This is a genomic window from Streptomyces sp. NPDC001450, assembly GCF_053597295.1.
Genome location: NZ_JBSFHY010000014.1, coordinates 65,271 through 83,466 on the forward strand (window position 1 = coordinate 65,271; position 18,196 = coordinate 83,466).

The window sequence follows — 18,196 nt, forward strand, 5'->3', positions numbered from 1 at the left end:
GGACCGGGGCCGGTGCCTCAGGCCACCAGGCACAACCCGTTGTACGGCCTGTACGGGTGCTGCGGCACCGCGGCCGTACGGCGGCCCGCGGCAGTGTGTCGGGTCAGCTCGCGCTGCGTGAGCGACAGCAGGTCACCGAGGCCCAGGCCGAGCGCGCGGGCGGCGGCCGCGAGGACCTCGGAGGAGGCCTCCTTGCGACCGCGTTCGATCTCGGAGAGATAGGGCAGGGAGATCCTGGCCTCGTCGGCCACGTCCCGGAGCGTGCGCTCCTGCGCCAGCCGCTCACGGCGCAGCGCCTCACCGACCAGGTCGCGCCACAGGGGCTCCCTGGGTGCGGGCTCCGGAGCGTCCGTCCGGACCGGCTGGGGACGGGCGGGCTCCGTCCGGATCGGCTCGGTCCGGTTCGGCTCGGTCCGGTTCGGCTCCGGGCGGAGCGGGATCACACGGGCTTCGTTGCTCACCTGGTTGCTCACCCCGTCACCCTAGGACCCGAGTTCCACTCGTGCGCACACACGCTTGCCGACCGGTACGCGCTCCACGGTCACCTCCGCGGCCAGGGCGTGCACGATCTCCATACCGTGCCGGCCGACCCGTTCGGGGTTCCTCGGGAACCGGCGGGGCAGGGCCGAGCTGCTGTCGTACACCACCACCGTCACGGCGGTGTCCGTGCCCTCCAGCTCCAGGATGTACGGGCCGCTGCTGTGCCGGTCCGCGTTGGTGACCAGCTCGCTCACGACGAGGAGCAGCTCACCGTCGGTCCGGCTGTCGATGGCGGCGCACCACTCGGTCCTCAGCTGTTGCAGGAACTGGGCCGCGAAAGCCCGCGCGTCGCCGATGCAACCGGGTTCGCCGGTGTAGTGCGCCGCGCGTCGCAGCGGCTCCACGGGTACGTCGAAACCAGTCGGTATCACTGCCCCGCCCAGGTATTCGGTCATGCGTGTCTCTCTCGGAAGCCCGATCCGGCCGTTCAGTGTTGCACCAGTCCTCGTACCCCGAGCCTGGCCCGGCAGTCCCCCGAGTGCGTTCGCCGACCGCGCACAGCGAGCTTCGTCACAGCGGCCGGGGCGGGGCTGTGGGGCCGCTCACATCACCGCTCACGTCGCCGGGGAGTTGTCGGCGGGAGAGTTCTCGGCCGGCGGCTGCTGCGGAGCGCTGGAGGGCTCCGCGGCGCTGGACTTCTCCGTCGGCTGTCCGGTCTGCGAGGATTCGCCGCCCTGGCTGGACGGGGGCTCCGACACGGAGGACTCCGAGGACGGCGACACCGAGGTGGAGCCGGTGGAGCCCTGCGTCGACGGGGATTCCGAGGACGGGGATTCCGAAGACGGCGATTCGGACGACGGGGACTTCGACGATGGCGACTCCGACGACGGGGACTTCGACGACGGCGACTCCGACGATGGCGACTCGGACGACGGCGACACCGAGGACGACGACTCAGAGCTCGGTGAAGTCGATGTCGAGGACGACGACGAGGACGAGGACGAGGACGAGGACGACTTGGAGGGGCTGGTCGAGGTAGATGTCGGCGTCGGTGTCGACGGGCAGGGCTTCGGCCCGGTGCCCGGTGCCCCGGTCGTGCCCGGGGTGGACGCGCAGGGGGCGGGCCGGGTCCAGGGGTGCGTGTCCCGCGGCGGCTTGGTGTGCTGGTCGTGACGGCCGGAGTCGTCGCCACGGTGGCGGCGGAACCAGTCGTCGTGGTGGGGGTCGTAGATCACGAAGACGTTGACGATCACCGTGGTGGGCCGCACCACGACGACGTTCGCGGGCTGGTACGACGTCCAGTGGTCGCCCGTCTGCCGTGGCGCGGTGCGCTGGGCGACCGGCGGGGCCAGCGGGTTGCCGCAGGCACAGCGGGCCCGGGGCACGCCGTGCCCGTCGACCAGGACGGCGGTGCCGGACTGGAGGACGGCCTGGTAGGAGGTGGCGGAACCGTTGCGGTAGCCGTGGTTGGTGACGCGGGTGTCGGCACGCAGCGTCACGGGCGTGAGCGCGCGCAGATAGGCGGGGACGGCGGAGGGCTGGACGCCGACTTCCGACGCGTACGCGCGGTTCTTCGCCGGGTCGGCCTGGAGGGCCCTGATCTGCTTCTCGACGTCACAGCTGGGGCGGTTCTGGACACCGCTGTACAGGCCCGGCGCGCCGCCGTCGACCGTGCGCACCTGGTTGACGGGCGCGGACGTGGTCGCCCGGGAGGTTTCGCCCGGGGCGGAGGTCTTCCCCGGGGAAGAGGTCGCCGCCGGGGAGGAGGTCTTCGGCGGGACGGAACTCTCCGTCGCGGTCGACTCCGTGAACGGGTCCGGGCCGGCCTTGCTCGCGGCCTGCAGGAAGACCTCGCCGCCCTGCGCGGTGCCACCACCGCCGGGACGGGTGAGGACCAGCGCCACCACGACCGCGGCGACCACGACGCCGGTGAGGGCGGCCACGCGCGGGGCTGACCTCCACCACGGCCGGTGCGGCCCACCGTCCCCTGCCCCGGAGCCGCCGCCGGGTGGTGGTTCGGGCGGTCCGGAAGGGGGCTGGGAGGGTCCCGACAGCGGGCCGGAGGGCGGGCCGGTCGGGCGGCCGGATGACGGAGGTTCGACGCTCACGAGCACTTCTTCCCGTCGCGCTTCCCCTCGCGATGCGCGACTCATATCCGAGAAAGACCCGTTTACTGCATTTGCTGCACAATTGCTCCCATTGTGTGCTCCCGCCCCACGTGGCTCGCAAGCCGACGCGGACGGGCCACCCGGCGGGCGAGGTGCCCGGGCGCTGCCTAGCGTGGCAAGGGTGAGCCCTGAGACCGTCCCCACTCGGCCCGTCGCCCGCCATGGCTGGGTGCAGGCCGCGGCCGCGGTGCTGACCGGGCTGGCCGTCATGGTCGTACTCGCCGCGCTGGGCCTGTGGGCGGCCGGAGCCGCGGATCTGCCGGACGGCGCGTTCGCCCGGGTGGTGATGGCGACCGTGGTGGCGGCCGTGGGCGGCACGCTCGAGCTCTCCGGAAACGCGGGCGTACTGGCGCAGACCCGGGCCGACCTCACGGTGATCCCGCTGTCGGTGACCCTCGCCGGCGCGCTGGTGATCGGCGCGGGCTTTCTGCGGCCGCTGCGGCACCGGGCGGTCGCCTCGGCCCGGGAACTGGCCGGCTGGGCCGCCCGGATCGCGGTGCTGTGGCTGCTCGCGCTGCTCGGCCTCGCCTTCGCCGCCCGGCAGACCTTCGCCGTGGACATGGGCAGCGGCGCGCTCAGCGATCTCACCGACCTGTTCGACGCGGCGCCGAAGGTCGGGTTCACCACGGACGTGCCGCTGACCGTGCTGTTCGGGCTGCTGTGGCTGGCCGGGGTGCTGGTGCTGACCCTGCTGGTCGCACCCGGCGCGCCGCTGCCGGGGCGGCTGCTGCGCTGCCAGGAGTCGGTACGCCCCGCCGCGCACGCCATGGTCGTCCTGCTGCTGGTCTATGTCGTCCTGGGTCTCGTCGTCGCGCTGGTGTCGGTGGTGACGCGCGGGCACGCCGCCGAGACGTTCGCGGTGATCCTGCTCGGCCTGCCGAACCTGGCCTGGCTCGCCCTCACCCTCGGGCAGGGCGCCACCTGGCACGGCAGGGTCGAGGGTCCGTTCGGCCTGCCGATGCCGCATGTGCTGGACCAGATCCTGCGCGCTCCTGATGTCGCCACGCTGAATCTGCGCACGCTCACCGAGTACGAGAGCGCGATGTGGTGGCTGCTGGTCACGGAGGTGGTGGTGCTGTCGGCGGTCGCCTTCCTGATGGCGGCGCGGTCCCCGGCCCGGGTCCGGGCCTGGCAGCACGCCCTGCGGCTGGCCGTCGCCCTGGCCCTGACGGTGCTCATGGTCTGTCTGCTGTGCCAGGTCTCGGCGCACTACGGCCTGTCCCTGCTCGGCATCGGCGAGCTGGGCGGCGGTCTGTCCGGGGAGCTGTTCCTCAAACCCCAACTGTGGCAGGCGGCGGGTCTCGGTGCGCTGTGGGGGCTGGCCGCCGGCTTCCTGGGCGCGCTGCTGGCCCGGCCGGTGCACCGTCGCGGCAGGGTCGAGACGCCTGTCGAGACCTCCTAGCGGAAGAAGGGCTGAGCCCACTCCGGTGGCTGCGGGGGCTGGGCCGGTTTCCGCAGGTCCGTCTCGGTGTCCGGATCGCCCTCACCGTCACCCTCACCGTCGCCGTCGTCATGGGCGAGGCCGCCGCTCGGGGCTGCGCGCAGGGCGGCGACGAAGTCGAGGCAGGTGTCGTAGCGGGCGTCCGGGCTCTTGGCGAGGGCCCTGGCGAAGACGGCGTCGACGGCCGGGACGAGATCGGGGCGGGACTCGCTCGGCGGGGGCGGTTCGTCGTACTGGTGGGCCCACAGCAGCGCCATGTCGTCCTCGCGTACGAAGGGCGGGTGTCCGGCCAGGGTCTCGTAGACGACGCAGGCGAGACCGTACACGTCGCAGCGCCCGTCGACGGGCCGGCCGGAGATCTGCTCGGGGGCCACGTAGTCGAGGGTGCCGACGAACTGGCCGACGCTGGTGAACCCGGTGAGGGACAGCGACTTCTTGGTCAGCCCGAAGTCGGTGAGGTAGACGTGCTCGGGGTGCTCGCTGTCGGTGCCTCGAGCGACCAGGATGTTGCCGGGCTTCACGTCCCGGTGGACCAGGCCGTGTTCGTGGGCGGCGTCGAGCGCGGAGGCCACCTGGGCGGCGATGCGTACGGCGACCTCGAACGGCAACGGTCCGCGTTCGTCGAGAAGATGGCGCAGATCACTGCCGGGCACGTACCGCATGGCGATGTACAGCACGCCGTCCGTCTCGCCGGCCTCGAAGACGGGCACGATGTGCGGATGGTCGATCGCGGCGGCCACCCGGGACTCGTGGATGAAGCGCTGCCGGAAGGTGTCGTTGCGAGCGAGTTCCGGGGCGAGGAGCTTGAGCGCGACCGTGCGGTCCAGGCGCAGGTCGCGGGCGCGGTAGACGACGGCCATGCCGCCGCGGCCGATCTCGCTCTGCACCAGGTAGTTGGCCACCTGGCACCCGATCAGCTGGGAGGGCCGGCGCGAGGACAGGCTCGTCTGGCGCGCCATCAGGGCTCACCCTTGGGGGCCACGAACCGGGTGGGGGCGTGCCCGGAGTCCTCGTCCGACGGCGTCCGGTCGGTGGCGTAGGTGTGCAGCCGCCGTCCGTCGCCGTACAGCCACCGTCCCTCGTCGGGGTCGTACACCCACATGGACTCGCCGTCCAGCACGACCCCGATCCGCAGTTCGCTGGTGCGGTCCCCGAAGGACTGCCCGTCCAGGTCTCCGGCCGCGAGTTCCTCCACCGCGGACCGGTAGTCGGCCAGGGCCTGTTCGGCGCGGGCCAGCAGCGGGAGCGGGTCGGAGGTGCCTGCTGGCGGGCCGTCGCCGGCGGGCGGGTCCTGGGGTACCGCGATCAGGTGGCGGCCGTCGACCCAGGCGGCCCAGCCGTTGGCGCAGCGGATGTGTCCCCAGTCGCCGAGCCGCTCCACCAGCACCACGGGCAGCAACGGGTCGAGGGCCACCGTGGGCCGGGAGGGGTCCGGGGCCTCCCAGGCGGGCATGCCGTTCGGCGGGACGACGTGGGTGGGCCGGAATCCGGGGGGCTGCTGTTTCGGCTGTTTCGTCATCGGACCGCCTACTTCCGCATCACGGCGGGTTCGTGCCGGCGCAGCAGCCGGGCGACCAGGAGACCGAAGCCGGCGGACAGCACCAGCAGCATGGCGAGGTCCAGCAGCCAGACGCCGGCCGAGTGCCGGAACAGGGGATCGGCGGTGAGGTCGCCGGGCACGATCCGGGCGAGGTCGACCGTGCCGGCCATGGCGCCCAGCGCCCAGCGGGAGGGCACCAGCCAGGACAGCTGTTCGAGGACGGGTACGCCGTGCAGCGGGAGCAGGGCGCCGCAGAAGACGACCTGGACGATGGCCAGCAGCACCAGCAGCGGCATCGTCACCTCCTCCTTGCGCACCAGCGCGGAGACCAGCAGGCCGAGCATCATCGCGGTGAACGCGAGCAGGGCGACGGCGAGGGTGATCTCGACCAGGGGAGGCAGCAGGACGCCGTGGCCACCGGGGGCGCCCAGGTCGACGCCGAGCAGGGCGACCAGGGTGAGGACGACGGCCTGGACGACCGTGATGGTGCCGAGCACCACGACCTTGGACATCAGGTACGCCGATCTGGGCAGCCCGACGGCACGTTCGCGCCGGTAGACCACGCGTTCCTTGACGAGTTCGCGCACCGCGTTGGCGGCGCCGATGAGCACCCCGCCGACACACAGGATGAGCAGCGCGTTCATGGCGGTGTCCTGGGTCAGCTTCCCGCCCGCGAGGGCACGGTCCATGGCGCCCATCACGAACGGCAGGGCGATCATGACGGCGAGGAAGGTGCGGTCGGCGGCGAGGACGGCGGTGTAGCGGCGGACGAGGGTGCCGAGCTGGGCACCCCAGCTGCGGGGGCGGGGCGGTGGTGCGACGGCGACCGGCGCGGAGTCCGGGCGGCGGGGCTGGGTGGTGGCCTCGGCGACGTAGTGCCGGTGGAACGGCGAGTCGCGGTACTCCCCGGCCCAGTCCCGGTCCTGGTCGCGGTCGAAGGCCTCGAAAGCCTCCGGCCACTGCTCGAAGCCGAAGAAGGCGAGGGCGTCGTCGGGCATGCCGTAGTACGCGACCCGGCCGCCGGGGGCCAGGACCAGGAGGCGGTCGCAGACGTCGAGGCTGAGGACGCTGTGCGTGACCACGACGACGGTGCGGCCGTCGTCGGCGAGACCGCGCAGCATGTGCATCACCGACCGGTCCATGCCGGGGTCGAGGCCGGAGGTCGGCTCGTCCAGGAACAGCAGCGACGGCTTGGTCAGCAGTTCCAGGCCCACGCTGACCCGCTTGCGCTGCCCGCCGGAGAGGCTGTGCACGGGCTGCTCGGCGCGCTGCTCGAGGCCGAGTTCCCGGATCACCTCGTCCACCCGGGCCCGCCGTTCCGCCCGCGCCGTGTCCTCGGGGAAGCGCAGCTCGGCGGCGTAGGTCAGGGCCGCGCGCACGGTGAGCTGGGGATGCAGGATGTCGTCCTGCGGGACCATGCCGACGCGCCCGCGCAGCTCGGCGTAGTCGTGGTACAGGTCGCGGCCGTCGTACAGGACGGTGCCGTGGTCGGCGGGCCGCTGGCCGGTGAGGGCGTGCAGCAGCGTGGACTTTCCGGCGCCGCTCGGTCCGACCACCGCGAGCAGGCATTTCTCCCCCACCGGGAAGGAGACGTGGTCGAGCAGGACCTTGCCGCCGTGGTCGACGGCGACCGTGAGGTCCTGCACGTCGAGGGAGATCTCGCCGCGGTCGACGTACTCCTGGAGTTCGTCGCCGACCAGGCAGTACGCGACATGCCCGACGCCGATGATGTCGCCGGGGCCGACCGGGGCGTGGGTGACGGGCCGGCCGTTGAGATAGGTGCCGTTGTGGCTGCCGAGGTCGACGATCTCGTGGCCGCCGCCGGGGAGGGCGCGCAGTTCGGCGTGGCGGCGGGAGACGGTCAGGTCGTCGACGACGAGGTCGTTGCCGTCGGAGCGGCCGATGCGGATCGTGTGTGCGGGCAGCGGCCGTACGCTGCTCGGGGTGCGGAAGGTTCCGGTCAGCTCGGGACGCGAGATGGCCGAGGGGCGGTCGGCGGCGGGTGCGCGCGGGCCGAGCGGGACGGCTCGGGGGCCGTCGTCGGGGTTGCCGAAGCGGATCACGCTGCCGGGGCGGACGTCCCACTCCCGGATGCGGAGGCCGTCGGCGAAGGTGCCGTTGGTGCTCTCCTCGTCCCTGAGGGTCCAGCCGTCGTGGCCGCAGCTCAGCACGGCGTGGTGCCACGAGACCCGGGCATCGTCGAACACGATGTCGCTCAACGGATCACGTCCGACGTGGTAGTCGTGGGCCGGACTCATCACCGTGGAGCCCGTGTCGGTCTGCAGAACGAGTTCGAGTGACGTCGGGGCGACCGGCTGCTCCGCCATGGCCAGAATTCTACCGATTCGTTCACATATACGCCCCTGTGGCCCGAGGCCCCGAGTGCGCGCGGAACCGCCGTGGCACGTGTCAGGCGACGGGTACGACGAGGGCCGGGAGGGTGCGTTGCATGCGCAGCGCGTCGACGGACTCGGCGAGCAGCTCGTACTCGGTGGTGTCGTCGCTGGCGGCGATCCGCACCAGCCGGCCGCCGGCCAACTCGTCCGCGACCAGCACCTGCTGCACGTCGTCGGCACACCAGGCGCGCAGCAGCGCGGGGACGTCGACCACCGTGTCCGCGACCGGCACGAGCGCTCCCTCGGGGAAGGCGGGGTCCTCCGGGCTCGGGTCGAGCCGCTCGGCGATCCAGGACGCCCGGTCCCGCAGCCACCACAGGGCCAGTGCCAGGGTCGGCGCGCGATAGGTGCCGAGCGGTACGCCGATGCGCCGTCCGCCGCACACGCCGTACGCGGTGACATGGCACAGGAATTCGTCGTGCACGATCACTCCCCCGAACGCATAGCTGTGGTGCCGGCCGAACCCTCGCTTTCCGTGCGGCTCCCGTGCGGTGAAAGTGCCCCTGACGTTCGAGTATCGCCACTCCCGAAACACTGTCACCATGACTTTCCGGCCAGTCTCTTGGCATATTCACCGCCCGCCCTGGCCGAAAATGCTCCGGCTGTGCACCGGCCATCAGGCGCCTCCGGCATTACCCGGGAGGTAATCGACCCGTCCCCGGCCGCTCGGGCATGGTGGTCACACCGGATCGACGGAACCCCGGATCCGGCTCCTGACCAGCAGATACGACCTCGATGGAGGCTGATTCGCCATGACCGTGAACACCAACAGTTACGACAGCGCCGTCGCCCGTTACTTCGAGGCCTGGAACGCCACCGAGCCGGAGGCCCTGAAGAAGGCGGTCGCGGCGGCCTGGACCACGGACGGCAGCTACACCGACCCGCTCGCCGACGTCCGCGGGCACGACCAGATCGCCGCCGTGATCGCCGCGGCCCACGAGCAGTTCCCCGGGTTCGCCTTCCGCCCCCTCGGCGCGGTGGACGGACACCACGACACCGCGCGGTTCGGCTGGGAACTGGTGAACGAGGCGGACGGCTCGGCGCCGGTGGCCGGCTTCGACGTGATCACGCTGGACGGCGAGGGCCGGATCCGGCAGGTGCTGGGCTTCCTGGACCGGCTGCCGGGGGCCTGAGGCCGAGACGGCGATGAGTTCTCCCGCTCGCGGCGGTCTGGTGAGGCAGGAAAGGATCACCGCGAGCGGAGACCATCATGAACACCAATGGCAGGAAGACGGGCACAGCTCCCGGTGAAGGCCGACGTGCGCAAGGCGATCGGCAAGGGCGAGGGCGACACGGTGACCGTCCGCCTCCCGGGGCGGCTCAGCTCCTGGCCGCCTCCCGGTAGCGGCGGGGCGCCACGCCGACGGTGCGTTTGAAGGCGTTGCTGAAGGCGCTCTCGGAGGTGTAGCCGACCGAGCGGGCGAGCGCCGCGACGGGGGTGGAGTCCTGCCGCAGAGCGCGGGCCGCCAGGCTCATGCGCCAGTTCTGGAGGTAGGTGAGGGGCGGCACGCCGACGGCCTCCCGGAAGCGGACGGCGAAGGTGGTCCTGGACATCGCGGCCGCCCGGGCCAGCTCCTCCAGCTGCCAGGGGTGGGCCGGGTCGGCGTGCATCAGGCGCAGGGCGGGGGCCAGCCGCTCGTCCGCCAGCGCCCGCAGCCAGCCGGCCGGCAGCCCCGCGGCCTGGCCGAGGCAGGCGCGCAGCACCTGGACGAACGTCAACTGGGCCAGGTGGTCCGAGGAGAAGGCGGAACCGGCCCGGCCGCCGGCCATCTCCCGCATCAGCTGTGCGGTGAGCCAGCGCAGCACCGGCGCCTCGGCCGCGGCGGAGCGCACGTGGACCAGCTCGGGCAGGGCCCGGCGCAGCAGGTCGCCGCTGTCCCGGCTCAGGTCGATGTGCCCGGAGACGCACACCACCTCTTCTCCCCCGCCGAGCGCGCCCATGCGGGTGCGCGGATCCACGGCGACCTCCGCCGGGTCGAGCGGCTCGAGTCCGGGCTCGCTGCACAGGACGTACGACCGCCGCCCGTCGGAGACGACGATGTCGCCCTCGGACAGGGCGACGGGTTCGGCGCCGCCCTCGGCGATCAGCAGACAGGCGCCCCGCGCCAGGACGTTCACCTTCAGCTTGTCGCGCCCCCGCAGCCGGATCGCCCACCGCCCGCCGGCCGTGAAGCCGCCGGAGAACACGCCGCGCGCGTCGGCGACGGCGAGGGCGTCGGAGAGAGGGTCCGAGAGAGGGGCGGACAGGGGATCGGACAGGGGATCGGACAGGGGGTCGGAGAGAGCATCGGTGGACATGCTCGAACTGTCGCGCAAGTAGAGAGCACTCTCAAGCATTCATCGTTCGGATATGCGTCTCTACGGTGGTCTCATGGCCGACATCGATCACGTCGAGGAGACACCCGCCATGACCACTCCACAGCAGCCCCTGCACTCCGGTTTCGGTGCCGCGTCCACCGCCGAGGAGGTGATCCGGGGCATCGATCTGACCGGCAAGGTCGCGATCGTCACCGGCGGCTACTCGGGCATCGGGCTGGAGACGAGCCGCGTCCTGCGGGCGGCGGGCGCCGAGGTCGTCGTACCGGCCAGGGATCCGAAGCGGGCCCGTGCCGCGCTGAAGGAGGTCGACGGCGTCGAGGTCGAGCCGATGGACCTGATGGACCCCGCGTCCGTCGACGTCTTCGCGAAGACGTTCCTCGCCTCCGGGCGTCCGGTGCACATCCTGGTGAACGGCGCCGGGATCATGGCGACCCCGCTGACCCGGGACGCGCGCGGGTACGAGGCGCAGTTCGCCACGAACCATCTCGGGCACTTCCGGCTCGTGGCCCGGCTGTGGCCCGCGCTGGTGGCGGCCCGCGGGGCGCGCGTGGTCTCGGTGTCCTCGCGGGGCATCCGCTTCTCTCCCGTCGTCTTCGAGGACCTGCACTTCGAACACCGGCCCTACGAACCGTTCCTCGCCTACGGCCAGTCGAAGTCGGCCAACGCGCTCCTCGCCGTGGAACTGGACCGGCGGGGCCGGGCGGAGGGCGTGCGGGCCTTCTCCGTGCACCCCGGCATGATCGTCGACACCGGCCTGGCCAAGCATCTCTCCGAGGAGACCCTCCGGGCAGCCGGTGCCCTCGACGACGAGGGCCGCCCGGTGCGCGACCCCGCCCGCCAGATGAAGACGGCCGAGCAGGGTGCGGCCACCGGTGTCTGGTGCGCCACCAGCCCGCAGCTCGCCGGGCTGGGCGGCGTCTACTGCGAGAACTGCGACATCAGCCCGCTGGTGACCGCCGGAGACGAGGCCGCCTGGTACGCCGGCGGGGAGCTGCCCGGCGTGCTGCCGTACGCGGTCGACCCCCAGGCCGCGGCCCGCCTCTGGGAGGTCAGCGAGCAGCTCACGGCCTGACGGGCACTCACCGCCCGGCGTTCTCAGCCCTTCACGATCGCGTCGATCCGCGCCAGTTCCTCGTCCGCGAAGTCCAGGTCGCGGATCGTGCCGACGCTGTCCTCGATCTGCTGCGGACTGCTCGCGCCGACCAGGGCGGAGGTCACCCGGCCGCCCCGGAGCACCCAGGCGAGGGCCAGCTGGGCCAGGGTCTGGCCGCGGGACTTGGCTATCTCGTCCAGGGCACGCAGCCGGCCGACCAGGTCCTCGGTGACCGCGTCCGAGTTCAGGAAGGGGCTGTCGCTCGCGGCCCGGGAGCCCTCGGGGATGCCGTCGAGATAGCGGCCGGTGAGCAGGCCCTGCTCCAGCGGGGAGTACACGATGGAGCCGACCTGCAGCTCGTCCAGCGCGTCCAGGAGGCCCTCGTCCTCGGGGCGCCGGTCGAGCATCGAGTAGCGCGGCTGGTGGATGAGAAGCGGGGTGCCGAGTTCGCCGAGGATGCGGGCGGCCTCGCGGGTCTGCTCCGCCGAGTAGTTGGAGACGCCGACGTGGAGCGCCTTGCCCTGCTGCACCGCGGAGTGCAGGGCGCCCATCGTCTCCTCCAGCGGAGTGTCCGGGTCGAAGCGGTGCGAGTAGAAGATGTCGACGTAGTCGAGACCCATCCGCGTCAGGCTCTGGTCCAGCGAGGACAGCAGGTACTTGCGCGAGCCCCATTCGCCGTACGGGCCGGGCCACATGAGGTAGCCGGCCTTGGTGGAGATCACCAGCTCGTCACGGTACGGCGTGAAGTCGGCCTTCAGGGCCTCGCCGAGCGCGGACTCGGCGGCGCCGGGCGGCGGGCCGTAGTTGTTGGCGAGGTCGAAGTGGGTGACGCCGAGGTCGAAGGCGCGGCGCAGGATGGCGCGCTGGGTCTCGACGGGCCGGTCGGGACCGAAGTTGTGCCACAGGCCGAGGGACAGCGCCGGGAGCTTCAGGCCGCTGCGTCCGGTGCGCCGGTAGGGCATGTCGGCGTAACGGTCGGGGTGTGCGGTGTACAACGCGACTCCAGAGGGGTTGGCACAGGTGAGTCCGGTTTCGGGGAACCGGTGCCTACTCTGTCGTGACCCGCGGGCAGTGGTCCAACAGGAGAATCCGATGGAATTCAGCGGTTACGCTTCTGAGTCATGGAACTGCGTCATCTCCAGCACTTCGTCGCGGTCGCCGAGGACCAGCACTTCACCCGGGCCGCCGAACGCCTCATGGTGTCGCAGTCCGGCCTGTCGGCGTCCATCCGGGCGCTGGAACGGGAGCTGCGGGCGCCGCTGTTCGTCCGCACCACCCGGCGGGTGACGCTCACCGAGGCGGGGCGCGCGCTGCTGGTGGAGGCCGAGCGGATCCTGGCGCAGGTGCGTTCGGCGCACGAGGCGGTGGCGGCGGTGCAGGGCGTGCTGCGCGGCACGCTGGCGCTGGGCACCGAGCAGTGCATCGCCGGGGTGCACGTGGCGCAGCTGCTGGCGGGCTTCCGGCGGCGGCATCCGGACGTGGAGATCCGGCTGCGGCAGGCGGGCTCGGGCGCGCTGGCCGAGGAGGTCGCGGCCGGACGGCTGGACCTGGCCTTCGCCTACCGGACCCAGGCGGACGACGACCAGCTGCGCTCGGTGTCGCTGACCAGCGAGCCGATGACGGTCCTGTGCCATCCCGATCACCGGCTCGCCGCGGCCGGCGCGGTGCTGACACCGGACGACCTGGCCGGTGAGGTCTTCGTGGACTTCCACCCGGACTGGGGGCCGCGCCGCACCACCGACTCCGCCTTCGCCGCGGCCGGTGTCCGGCGCACGGTCGCGCTGGAGGTCAACGACGTGCACAGCCTGCTGGACCTGGTCGACGAGAACCTCGGAATCGCCGTCGTACCGCGGCACTTCCGGCACAAGCGACCCTCGCTGACGGCGCTCCCGGTGAAGGGCACGGGCGAGGCGGAGTACGAGACCGTGGCCCTGCTGCCGCCTGAGCGGGCGACGAGCCCCGCGGCCCGCGCCCTTGTCACACTCCTGGAGACGGGGGGCCTGACACCGTCCCAGGACGGGCCCCAGGCTTCCTGATCGGACGGCCGAGTGTTCGCGTCACCGCCCCCGCCGGGTCCGAGCAGGAGGGAGCCGGACTGCGCACGCATGACCGCGCGCGATGAGCGATGGTGGACGCATGCATGCGAAGGACATCCTCATCGACGGCTACGGCCGCATCCAGGAAGAAGTCCATGCCGCCCTCGACGGCCTCGGGCCGGACGAGCTGCACTCCCGTCCGGCCCCCGACACCAACTCCATCGCCTGGCTCGTCTGGCACCTCACCCGGGTGCAGGACGACCACATCGCCGACGCCTTCGACCTCGACCAGGTGTGGCTCGCCCGGGACTGGCAGAAGCGCTTCGGCCTCGGCCTGCCCCGCCACGACACCGGCTACGGCCATACCCCGGCGAAGGTCGCGAAGGTGCGGGTCGAGTCGGCCGACCTGCTCTCCGGGTACTACGACGCCGTGCACGAGCAGACCCTCGGCGCCCTGCGTGAGCTGGCCGCCAAGGATCTCGCACGCATCGTGGACGAGCGCTGGGATCCCCCGGTCACGCTGGGGGTCCGCCTGGTGAGCGTCCTGTCCGACGACCTGCAGCACATCGGACAGGCCGCCTACCTGCGGGGGCTGCTTCAGAGTGCGGCCGCGTAACCCGGCAGGACCACGTCCTGGATGAGGGCGTTGCGCTCGTCGAACGGGATGAACGCGCTCTTGACGGCGTTCACGGTGACCGTGCGCAGGTCCTCGACGGTCCAGCCGGCCTCCTCGACCAGCAGGGACATCTCCCGGGTCATCGTCGTACCGGAGACCAGCCGGTTGTCGGTGTTGAGGGTGACCCGGAAGCCCAGGTCCTTCAGCGCGGTGATGGGGTGCTCGGCGATCGAGGTGGCGCAGCCCGTCTGCAGGTTGGAGGTCGGGCACATCTCCAGGGCGATGCGGCGATCGCGCACCCAGCCGGCCAGGCGGCCGAGCTTGCCGTCGACGATGTCCTCGGTGATGCGCACGCCGTGGCCGATGCGCTGGGCACCGCACACCTGCAGGGCCTGGTGGATGCTGGGCAGGCCGTGCGCCTCGCCGGCGTGGATGGTGAACGGCACGCTCTCGCGGCGCAGGTGCTCGAAGGCGGCCAGGTGGTCGGCGGGCGGGAAGCCGTCCTCTGCGCCGGCGATGTCGAAGCCGACGACACCGGCGTCGCGGTAGGCGACGGCCAGCTCGGCGGCCTCGCCGACGCGGTCGAACATGCGCATGCCGCACAGCAGGGTGCCGACACGGACGGGCGTACCGGCGGCGGCCGCCTTGGCCATACCGGTGGCGAGGCCCTCCTGGACGGTCTCCACGACCTCGCTGAGCGACAGCCCGCCGTTGGTGTTCAGCTCGGGGGCGTAGCGCACCTCGGCGTAGACGACGCCGTCGGCGGCGAGGTCGAGGACGTACTCCTCGGCGACGCGCAGCAGACCCTCGCGGTTCTGCATGACGGCGAGGGTGTGCTCGAAGGTGGCTATGTAGCGGACCAGGTCGCCGGAGTTGGCGGCCTCGTAGTACCAGGCGGCCAGCTCGTCGGGGTCGGTGGTCGGGAGGGTGTGGCCGACCGCGGCCGCGAGCTCGACGACGGTGGCGGGGCGCAGGCCGCCGTCGAGGTGGTCGTGCAGGACGGCCTTGGGCAGGCGGCGGATCACGTCGGCGTCTACGCGCGTAGCAGTCATGGCGGGTCTTTCCTTGAGCAGGTGGTTCGAAGCAGTGGGAGGAGCGTGCGGCGGGAGGAGGCTCAGCCGGCGGGCTGGAGCAGGTCCCAGCGGTTGCCGTAGAGGTCCTGGAAGACGGCGACCGAACCGTACGGCTCGTGGCGCGGCTCCTCCAGGAAGGTCACACCGGCGGCGGTCATGCGGGCGTGGTCGCGGGCGAAGTCGTCGGTGTACAGGAAGAACCCGACCCGCCCACCGGTCTGGTCCCCGATCCGGGCGCGCTGGTCCTCACCCTTGGCGCGGGCGAGCAGCAGGCCGGTGCCGTGGTTGTCCGAACCGGGCTCGACCACGACCCAGCGGGAGCCGTCCGGCCGCGCCATGTCCTCCACCAGTCGGAATCCGAGGGCCTCGGTGTAGAAGCGGAGGGCCTCGTCGTAGTCGTCCACGACGAGGGTGACCAGGGCAACGCGTCGCATCGGGGCCTTCCGGTGGAGGTGGTTAGCGGGTGAGGTTATACGTAAAACTTCACGGACGCCAGTCACCTCCCGCCCGGGTGGGTCCGTCCGGGCGCGAGGAGCGGCGGATCAGGGCTTTTCGTCGCCCTGGGCGACCTCGACCCGGTGGTGGAAGTCGGCCATTCCGGTCACCGCGGCCACGCTGGACACGGCGGCGCAGGCGAGCAGGAGCGCGGCGACGCGCCGGCCGGTGCGGTGCGCCGCTCGGGGGGCCGCCAGCAGGGCCTGGACGCGCTGGGGCACGGGGCCCGTCGTGGCCGCCGCGGCGAAGTCGGGGCGCTCGGAGCGGGCGGCCTGGCCGGCGAGGGCGGCGCGCGCGATGGCTCGGGCGGTCAGACGCCGGTCACCCACGCAGGCCGCGGCGGCTTCGTCGGCGGCGCGCTCGGCGGCGAGCCGGATGGTCTCGCGGACCGGGCGCAGGGCGGGATGGCAGTGCGCCGCGAGTTCGGCTGCGGCGAGGAAGTAGTGGTGGCCGCCCTCGTTGTGCGCCCGCTCGTGCGCGAACAGCGCCTCGCGCTCGGGGCCGTCGAGACTGCGCAGCATGGCGGTGGTGACGACGATGCGGTGCGGGCGCCCGGGCAGGGCGTACGCGTCCGGGCGGGGCGAGTCGACCACGCACAGGTCGCCCGCGGCGGGCCCGCGGCCGGCCTCCGTGCGGGCGGCCCGGAAGGCGCGGGTCTGGCGCAGCACCGAGCGGACGAGGGTCCAGCCGCACACGGCGAGGGCACCGACGGAGGTCGCGGCGGCGGGCAGGACGATGAGGTCCGAGGCGGTGCGCAGCGGGTGCACCAGTTCGCCGAGCGCGGCGAACAGCGGCACCTTGAGCAGGCCGGTCAGGACGAACCCGCCGAGTGCGGCGAGCGAGCTGCCCGCGAGGACGACCGCACAGGCGGTGATCGCCCACAGCGCGACGGCCGGGACGAGCCGGTCCAGGGCCCGCCGGGCCAGTGCCGGCAGGGCGAACGGCAGCAGCAGCGGCAGCAGGAGCAGTGCGGTCATCAGGCGTCGGATTCGAGCAGGTCCCGCAGGATGCGTTCGTCGTCCGGGCTGAGCTGGGCGACGAAGCGGGCGAGGACGGTCTCGCGGTCGCTGTCCCGGTCGAGTTCGGTGTGCATCCGGCGGGCGGTGAGGCCCTGGGCGTCCTGGAGCGGGAAGTAGGCGTAGCCGCGGCCCTGGCGATGCCGCTCCACCATGCCCTTGTCGTGCAGGCGGGTCAGGATGGTCGTCACCGTCGTACGCGCGAGGTCCGCGCCGAGGCTCCGCTGGACCTGGCCGGGCGTCTGGGGGGCGCCGGCGGCCCAGAGGGAGGCCATGACACTCGCTTCGAGCTCGCCGGCCGGCCGGCGTTCGTCCTTGGCGTCGGTCATGGAAACCTTCCTCACCCCGTTCGTCCCGCAGTCCGGAAGACCGTCTACGTCATTGTAGTCAGCCGGGTGCCGTCCTGGGCCGAGCGCCCGCACGCCCATTATGGGAGGGGCGCCGATGATCTCCGTACGGCTGCGTGCCCGACCACCCTCAGATCCTGCTGCCGGTGCTCGCCCACGGCTTGCCGCAGAAGGTGGCGGCGGGGGGCGGGTGGTGCGCCGACCGCTCCCGGACCAATGGCCCGGTGGCGGGCGTCAGACGGCCGGCGTGTGGAGGGCGTTCAGCCGGTCCAGCTCCTCCTGGCTGAGCCGCAGCGCGCCCGCGGCGACGTTCTCCGCCAGGTGGTCCGGGTTGCCGGTGCCGGGGATGGCGAGGACGTGCGGGCCCTGGTGCAGGGTCCAGGCGGTGCGGATCTGCGCGGGGCTCACGCCGTGCGCGCGGGCGACGGCGAGGATCTCGTCGTCGTTGCGCGTGCCGGCCGCGCCGCGCTCGCCGCCCTCGCCCGCGACGGCGTAGTAGGGGACGAAGGCGATGCCGCGTTCGCCGCACATCCGCAGGAGTTCGTCGGTCCGCGGGTCCGGGGCGTCCAGCGCGTACCGGTTCTGCACGGAGACGACAGGGGCGATCTCCAACGCCTCGACCAGGTGCCGGGGTCGGATCGCGGAGATGCCGAGGTGCCGGATGAGGCCGGCCTCGCGCAGTTCGGCGAGGGCACCGAAGTGTTCGGCGATGGAGTCCTGGTCAGTCCGGCGCAGATAGACGAGGTCGAGGTGGTCCCGGCCGAGCTGGCGCAGGTTCTCCTCGACATGGCCGCGCAGTTGGTCGGGCCGGGTCAAGTCGCCCCACTCGCCGCAGTAGTCGCGGAAGGGGCCGACCTTGGTGGCGATGACCAGGTCGTCGGTGTACGGGGCGAGGGCAGTGTTGATGAGTTCGTTGGCGGAGCGCAGGGAGGAGAAGTAGAACGCGGCCGTGTCGATGTGGTTCACGCCGAGTTCCACGGCCCTGCGCAGAACGGCGATCGAGCGTGCCCGGTCGCTGACGGTGCCGAGATGGAAGGCGGCGCTGCCCGTCAGCCGCATGGCACCGAAGCCGATGCGGTGGACGGGCAGGTCGCCGAGCTTGAAGGTACCGGAGGCGTCCGCGGTGATCGTTTCAGCGGTCATCGGCGGAGTTTCGCACACGCGCCCCGGAACCGT

General features: G+C 72.4%; 19 protein-coding genes and 1 pseudogene. 6 read left to right on the forward strand and 14 right to left on the reverse strand.

All coding sequences use genetic code 11. From position 1 onward, the window contains the following. Nucleotides 1–17: 17 nt before the first annotated feature. The 3 genes and pseudogenes from ACWC5O_RS17575 to ACWC5O_RS17585 form a co-directional block, all read right to left on the reverse strand. The gene (locus ACWC5O_RS17575; RefSeq protein ID WP_450587558.1) at nucleotides 18–473 is read right to left on the reverse strand and encodes a helix-turn-helix domain-containing protein; all 456 of its coding nucleotides are present in this window, start codon (nucleotides 471–473) and stop codon (nucleotides 18–20) included. A gap of 9 nt (nucleotides 474–482) precedes the next feature. Continuing rightward, the gene (locus tag ACWC5O_RS17580) at nucleotides 483–935 is read right to left on the reverse strand and encodes an ATP-binding protein (RefSeq protein ID WP_450587560.1); all 453 of its coding nucleotides are present in this window, start codon (nucleotides 933–935) and stop codon (nucleotides 483–485) included. A gap of 342 nt (nucleotides 936–1,277) precedes the next feature. Beyond that, nucleotides 1,278–2,588, reverse strand: a pseudogene (locus ACWC5O_RS17585) (DUF6777 domain-containing protein); the annotation flags it as partial. Nucleotides 2,589–2,769: 181 nt separating this feature from the next. On the opposite strand from ACWC5O_RS17585, the gene ACWC5O_RS17590 reads away from it, so the two are divergent. Further along, nucleotides 2,770–4,050 (forward strand): streptophobe family protein, encoded by a 1,281-nt coding sequence (locus ACWC5O_RS17590; protein ID WP_450587561.1) that lies wholly within the window; start codon nucleotides 2,770–2,772, stop codon nucleotides 4,048–4,050. Here ACWC5O_RS17590 and ACWC5O_RS17595 read toward each other — a convergent pair. The 4 genes from ACWC5O_RS17595 to ACWC5O_RS17610 form a co-directional block, all read right to left on the reverse strand. After that, nucleotides 4,047–5,048 (reverse strand): serine/threonine-protein kinase, encoded by a 1,002-nt coding sequence (locus tag ACWC5O_RS17595; protein ID WP_450587563.1) that lies wholly within the window; start codon nucleotides 5,046–5,048, stop codon nucleotides 4,047–4,049. The two genes, ACWC5O_RS17590 and ACWC5O_RS17595, sit on opposite strands and share 4 nt — an antisense overlap. Beyond that, nucleotides 5,048–5,608: a hypothetical protein gene (locus tag ACWC5O_RS17600; RefSeq protein WP_450587565.1), complete on the reverse strand. Its 561-nt coding sequence runs from the start codon at nucleotides 5,606–5,608 to the stop codon at nucleotides 5,048–5,050. Before ACWC5O_RS17600 ends, ACWC5O_RS17595 begins: the two co-directional genes overlap by 1 nt. An 8-nt stretch (nucleotides 5,609–5,616) precedes the next feature. Beyond that, complete coding sequence (locus tag ACWC5O_RS17605; protein WP_450587567.1) at nucleotides 5,617–7,956, reverse strand: FHA domain-containing protein; 2,340 nt, start codon at nucleotides 7,954–7,956, stop codon at nucleotides 5,617–5,619. A gap of 82 nt (nucleotides 7,957–8,038) precedes the next feature. Then, a complete protein-coding gene (locus tag ACWC5O_RS17610) occupies nucleotides 8,039–8,449 on the reverse strand; it encodes a hypothetical protein (protein ID WP_450587569.1) in 411 nt (136 codons plus the stop codon). Nucleotides 8,450–8,777: 328 nt separating this feature from the next. Between ACWC5O_RS17610 and ACWC5O_RS17615 the strand changes: the two genes are divergently transcribed. Continuing rightward, the gene (locus ACWC5O_RS17615; RefSeq protein ID WP_450587571.1) at nucleotides 8,778–9,158 is read left to right on the forward strand and encodes a nuclear transport factor 2 family protein; all 381 of its coding nucleotides are present in this window, start codon (nucleotides 8,778–8,780) and stop codon (nucleotides 9,156–9,158) included. A gap of 87 nt (nucleotides 9,159–9,245) precedes the next feature. Further along, nucleotides 9,246–9,401, forward strand: coding sequence for a DUF1905 domain-containing protein (locus tag ACWC5O_RS17620; RefSeq protein WP_450587573.1), 156 nt, complete (start codon nucleotides 9,246–9,248; stop codon nucleotides 9,399–9,401). On the opposite strand, the gene ACWC5O_RS17625 is transcribed toward ACWC5O_RS17620, so the two are convergent. Beyond that, nucleotides 9,346–10,323, reverse strand: a complete 978-nt coding sequence (locus ACWC5O_RS17625) for a cupin domain-containing protein (RefSeq protein ID WP_450587574.1) — start codon at nucleotides 10,321–10,323, stop codon at nucleotides 9,346–9,348. The genes ACWC5O_RS17620 and ACWC5O_RS17625 overlap by 56 nt on opposite strands. Before the next feature lie 109 nt (nucleotides 10,324–10,432). Between ACWC5O_RS17625 and ACWC5O_RS17630 the strand changes: the two genes are divergently transcribed. Then, the gene (locus ACWC5O_RS17630) at nucleotides 10,433–11,416 is read left to right on the forward strand and encodes an oxidoreductase (protein WP_450587743.1); all 984 of its coding nucleotides are present in this window, start codon (nucleotides 10,433–10,435) and stop codon (nucleotides 11,414–11,416) included. Between the two features lie 23 nt (nucleotides 11,417–11,439). Here the strand turns inward: ACWC5O_RS17630 and mgrA are convergent, their stop codons facing one another. Further along, nucleotides 11,440–12,432: an L-glyceraldehyde 3-phosphate reductase gene (mgrA, locus tag ACWC5O_RS17635; protein WP_450587576.1), complete on the reverse strand. Its 993-nt coding sequence runs from the start codon at nucleotides 12,430–12,432 to the stop codon at nucleotides 11,440–11,442. A 126-nt stretch (nucleotides 12,433–12,558) separates the two neighbouring features. Between mgrA and ACWC5O_RS17640 the strand changes: the two genes are divergently transcribed. Both ACWC5O_RS17640 and ACWC5O_RS17645 read left to right on the forward strand, forming a co-directional pair. Next, complete coding sequence (locus ACWC5O_RS17640; protein ID WP_450587578.1) at nucleotides 12,559–13,473, forward strand: LysR substrate-binding domain-containing protein; 915 nt, start codon at nucleotides 12,559–12,561, stop codon at nucleotides 13,471–13,473. Nucleotides 13,474–13,573: 100 nt separating this feature from the next. Then, on the forward strand, nucleotides 13,574–14,089 hold the full coding sequence (locus ACWC5O_RS17645) for a mycothiol transferase (protein ID WP_450587580.1): 516 nt from the start codon (nucleotides 13,574–13,576) through the stop codon (nucleotides 14,087–14,089). On the opposite strand, the gene ACWC5O_RS17650 is transcribed toward ACWC5O_RS17645, so the two are convergent. The 5 genes from ACWC5O_RS17650 to ACWC5O_RS17670 form a co-directional block, all read right to left on the reverse strand. Then, a complete protein-coding gene (locus tag ACWC5O_RS17650; RefSeq protein ID WP_450587582.1) occupies nucleotides 14,071–15,141 on the reverse strand; it encodes an adenosine deaminase in 1,071 nt (356 codons plus the stop codon). The genes ACWC5O_RS17645 and ACWC5O_RS17650 overlap by 19 nt on opposite strands. A 62-nt stretch (nucleotides 15,142–15,203) precedes the next feature. Continuing rightward, nucleotides 15,204–15,596 (reverse strand): VOC family protein, encoded by a 393-nt coding sequence (locus ACWC5O_RS17655; RefSeq protein ID WP_450587584.1) that lies wholly within the window; start codon nucleotides 15,594–15,596, stop codon nucleotides 15,204–15,206. Between the two features lie 108 nt (nucleotides 15,597–15,704). Then, the gene (locus ACWC5O_RS17660; RefSeq protein ID WP_450587586.1) at nucleotides 15,705–16,634 is read right to left on the reverse strand and encodes a M48 family metalloprotease; all 930 of its coding nucleotides are present in this window, start codon (nucleotides 16,632–16,634) and stop codon (nucleotides 15,705–15,707) included. Then, on the reverse strand, nucleotides 16,634–17,002 hold the full coding sequence (locus ACWC5O_RS17665; protein WP_450587588.1) for a BlaI/MecI/CopY family transcriptional regulator: 369 nt from the start codon (nucleotides 17,000–17,002) through the stop codon (nucleotides 16,634–16,636). The genes ACWC5O_RS17660 and ACWC5O_RS17665 overlap by 1 nt, the downstream gene beginning before the upstream one ends. A gap of 252 nt (nucleotides 17,003–17,254) precedes the next feature. After that, nucleotides 17,255–18,163: an aldo/keto reductase gene (locus tag ACWC5O_RS17670; RefSeq protein WP_450587590.1), complete on the reverse strand. Its 909-nt coding sequence runs from the start codon at nucleotides 18,161–18,163 to the stop codon at nucleotides 17,255–17,257. Between the last annotated feature and the right edge of the window lie 33 nt (nucleotides 18,164–18,196).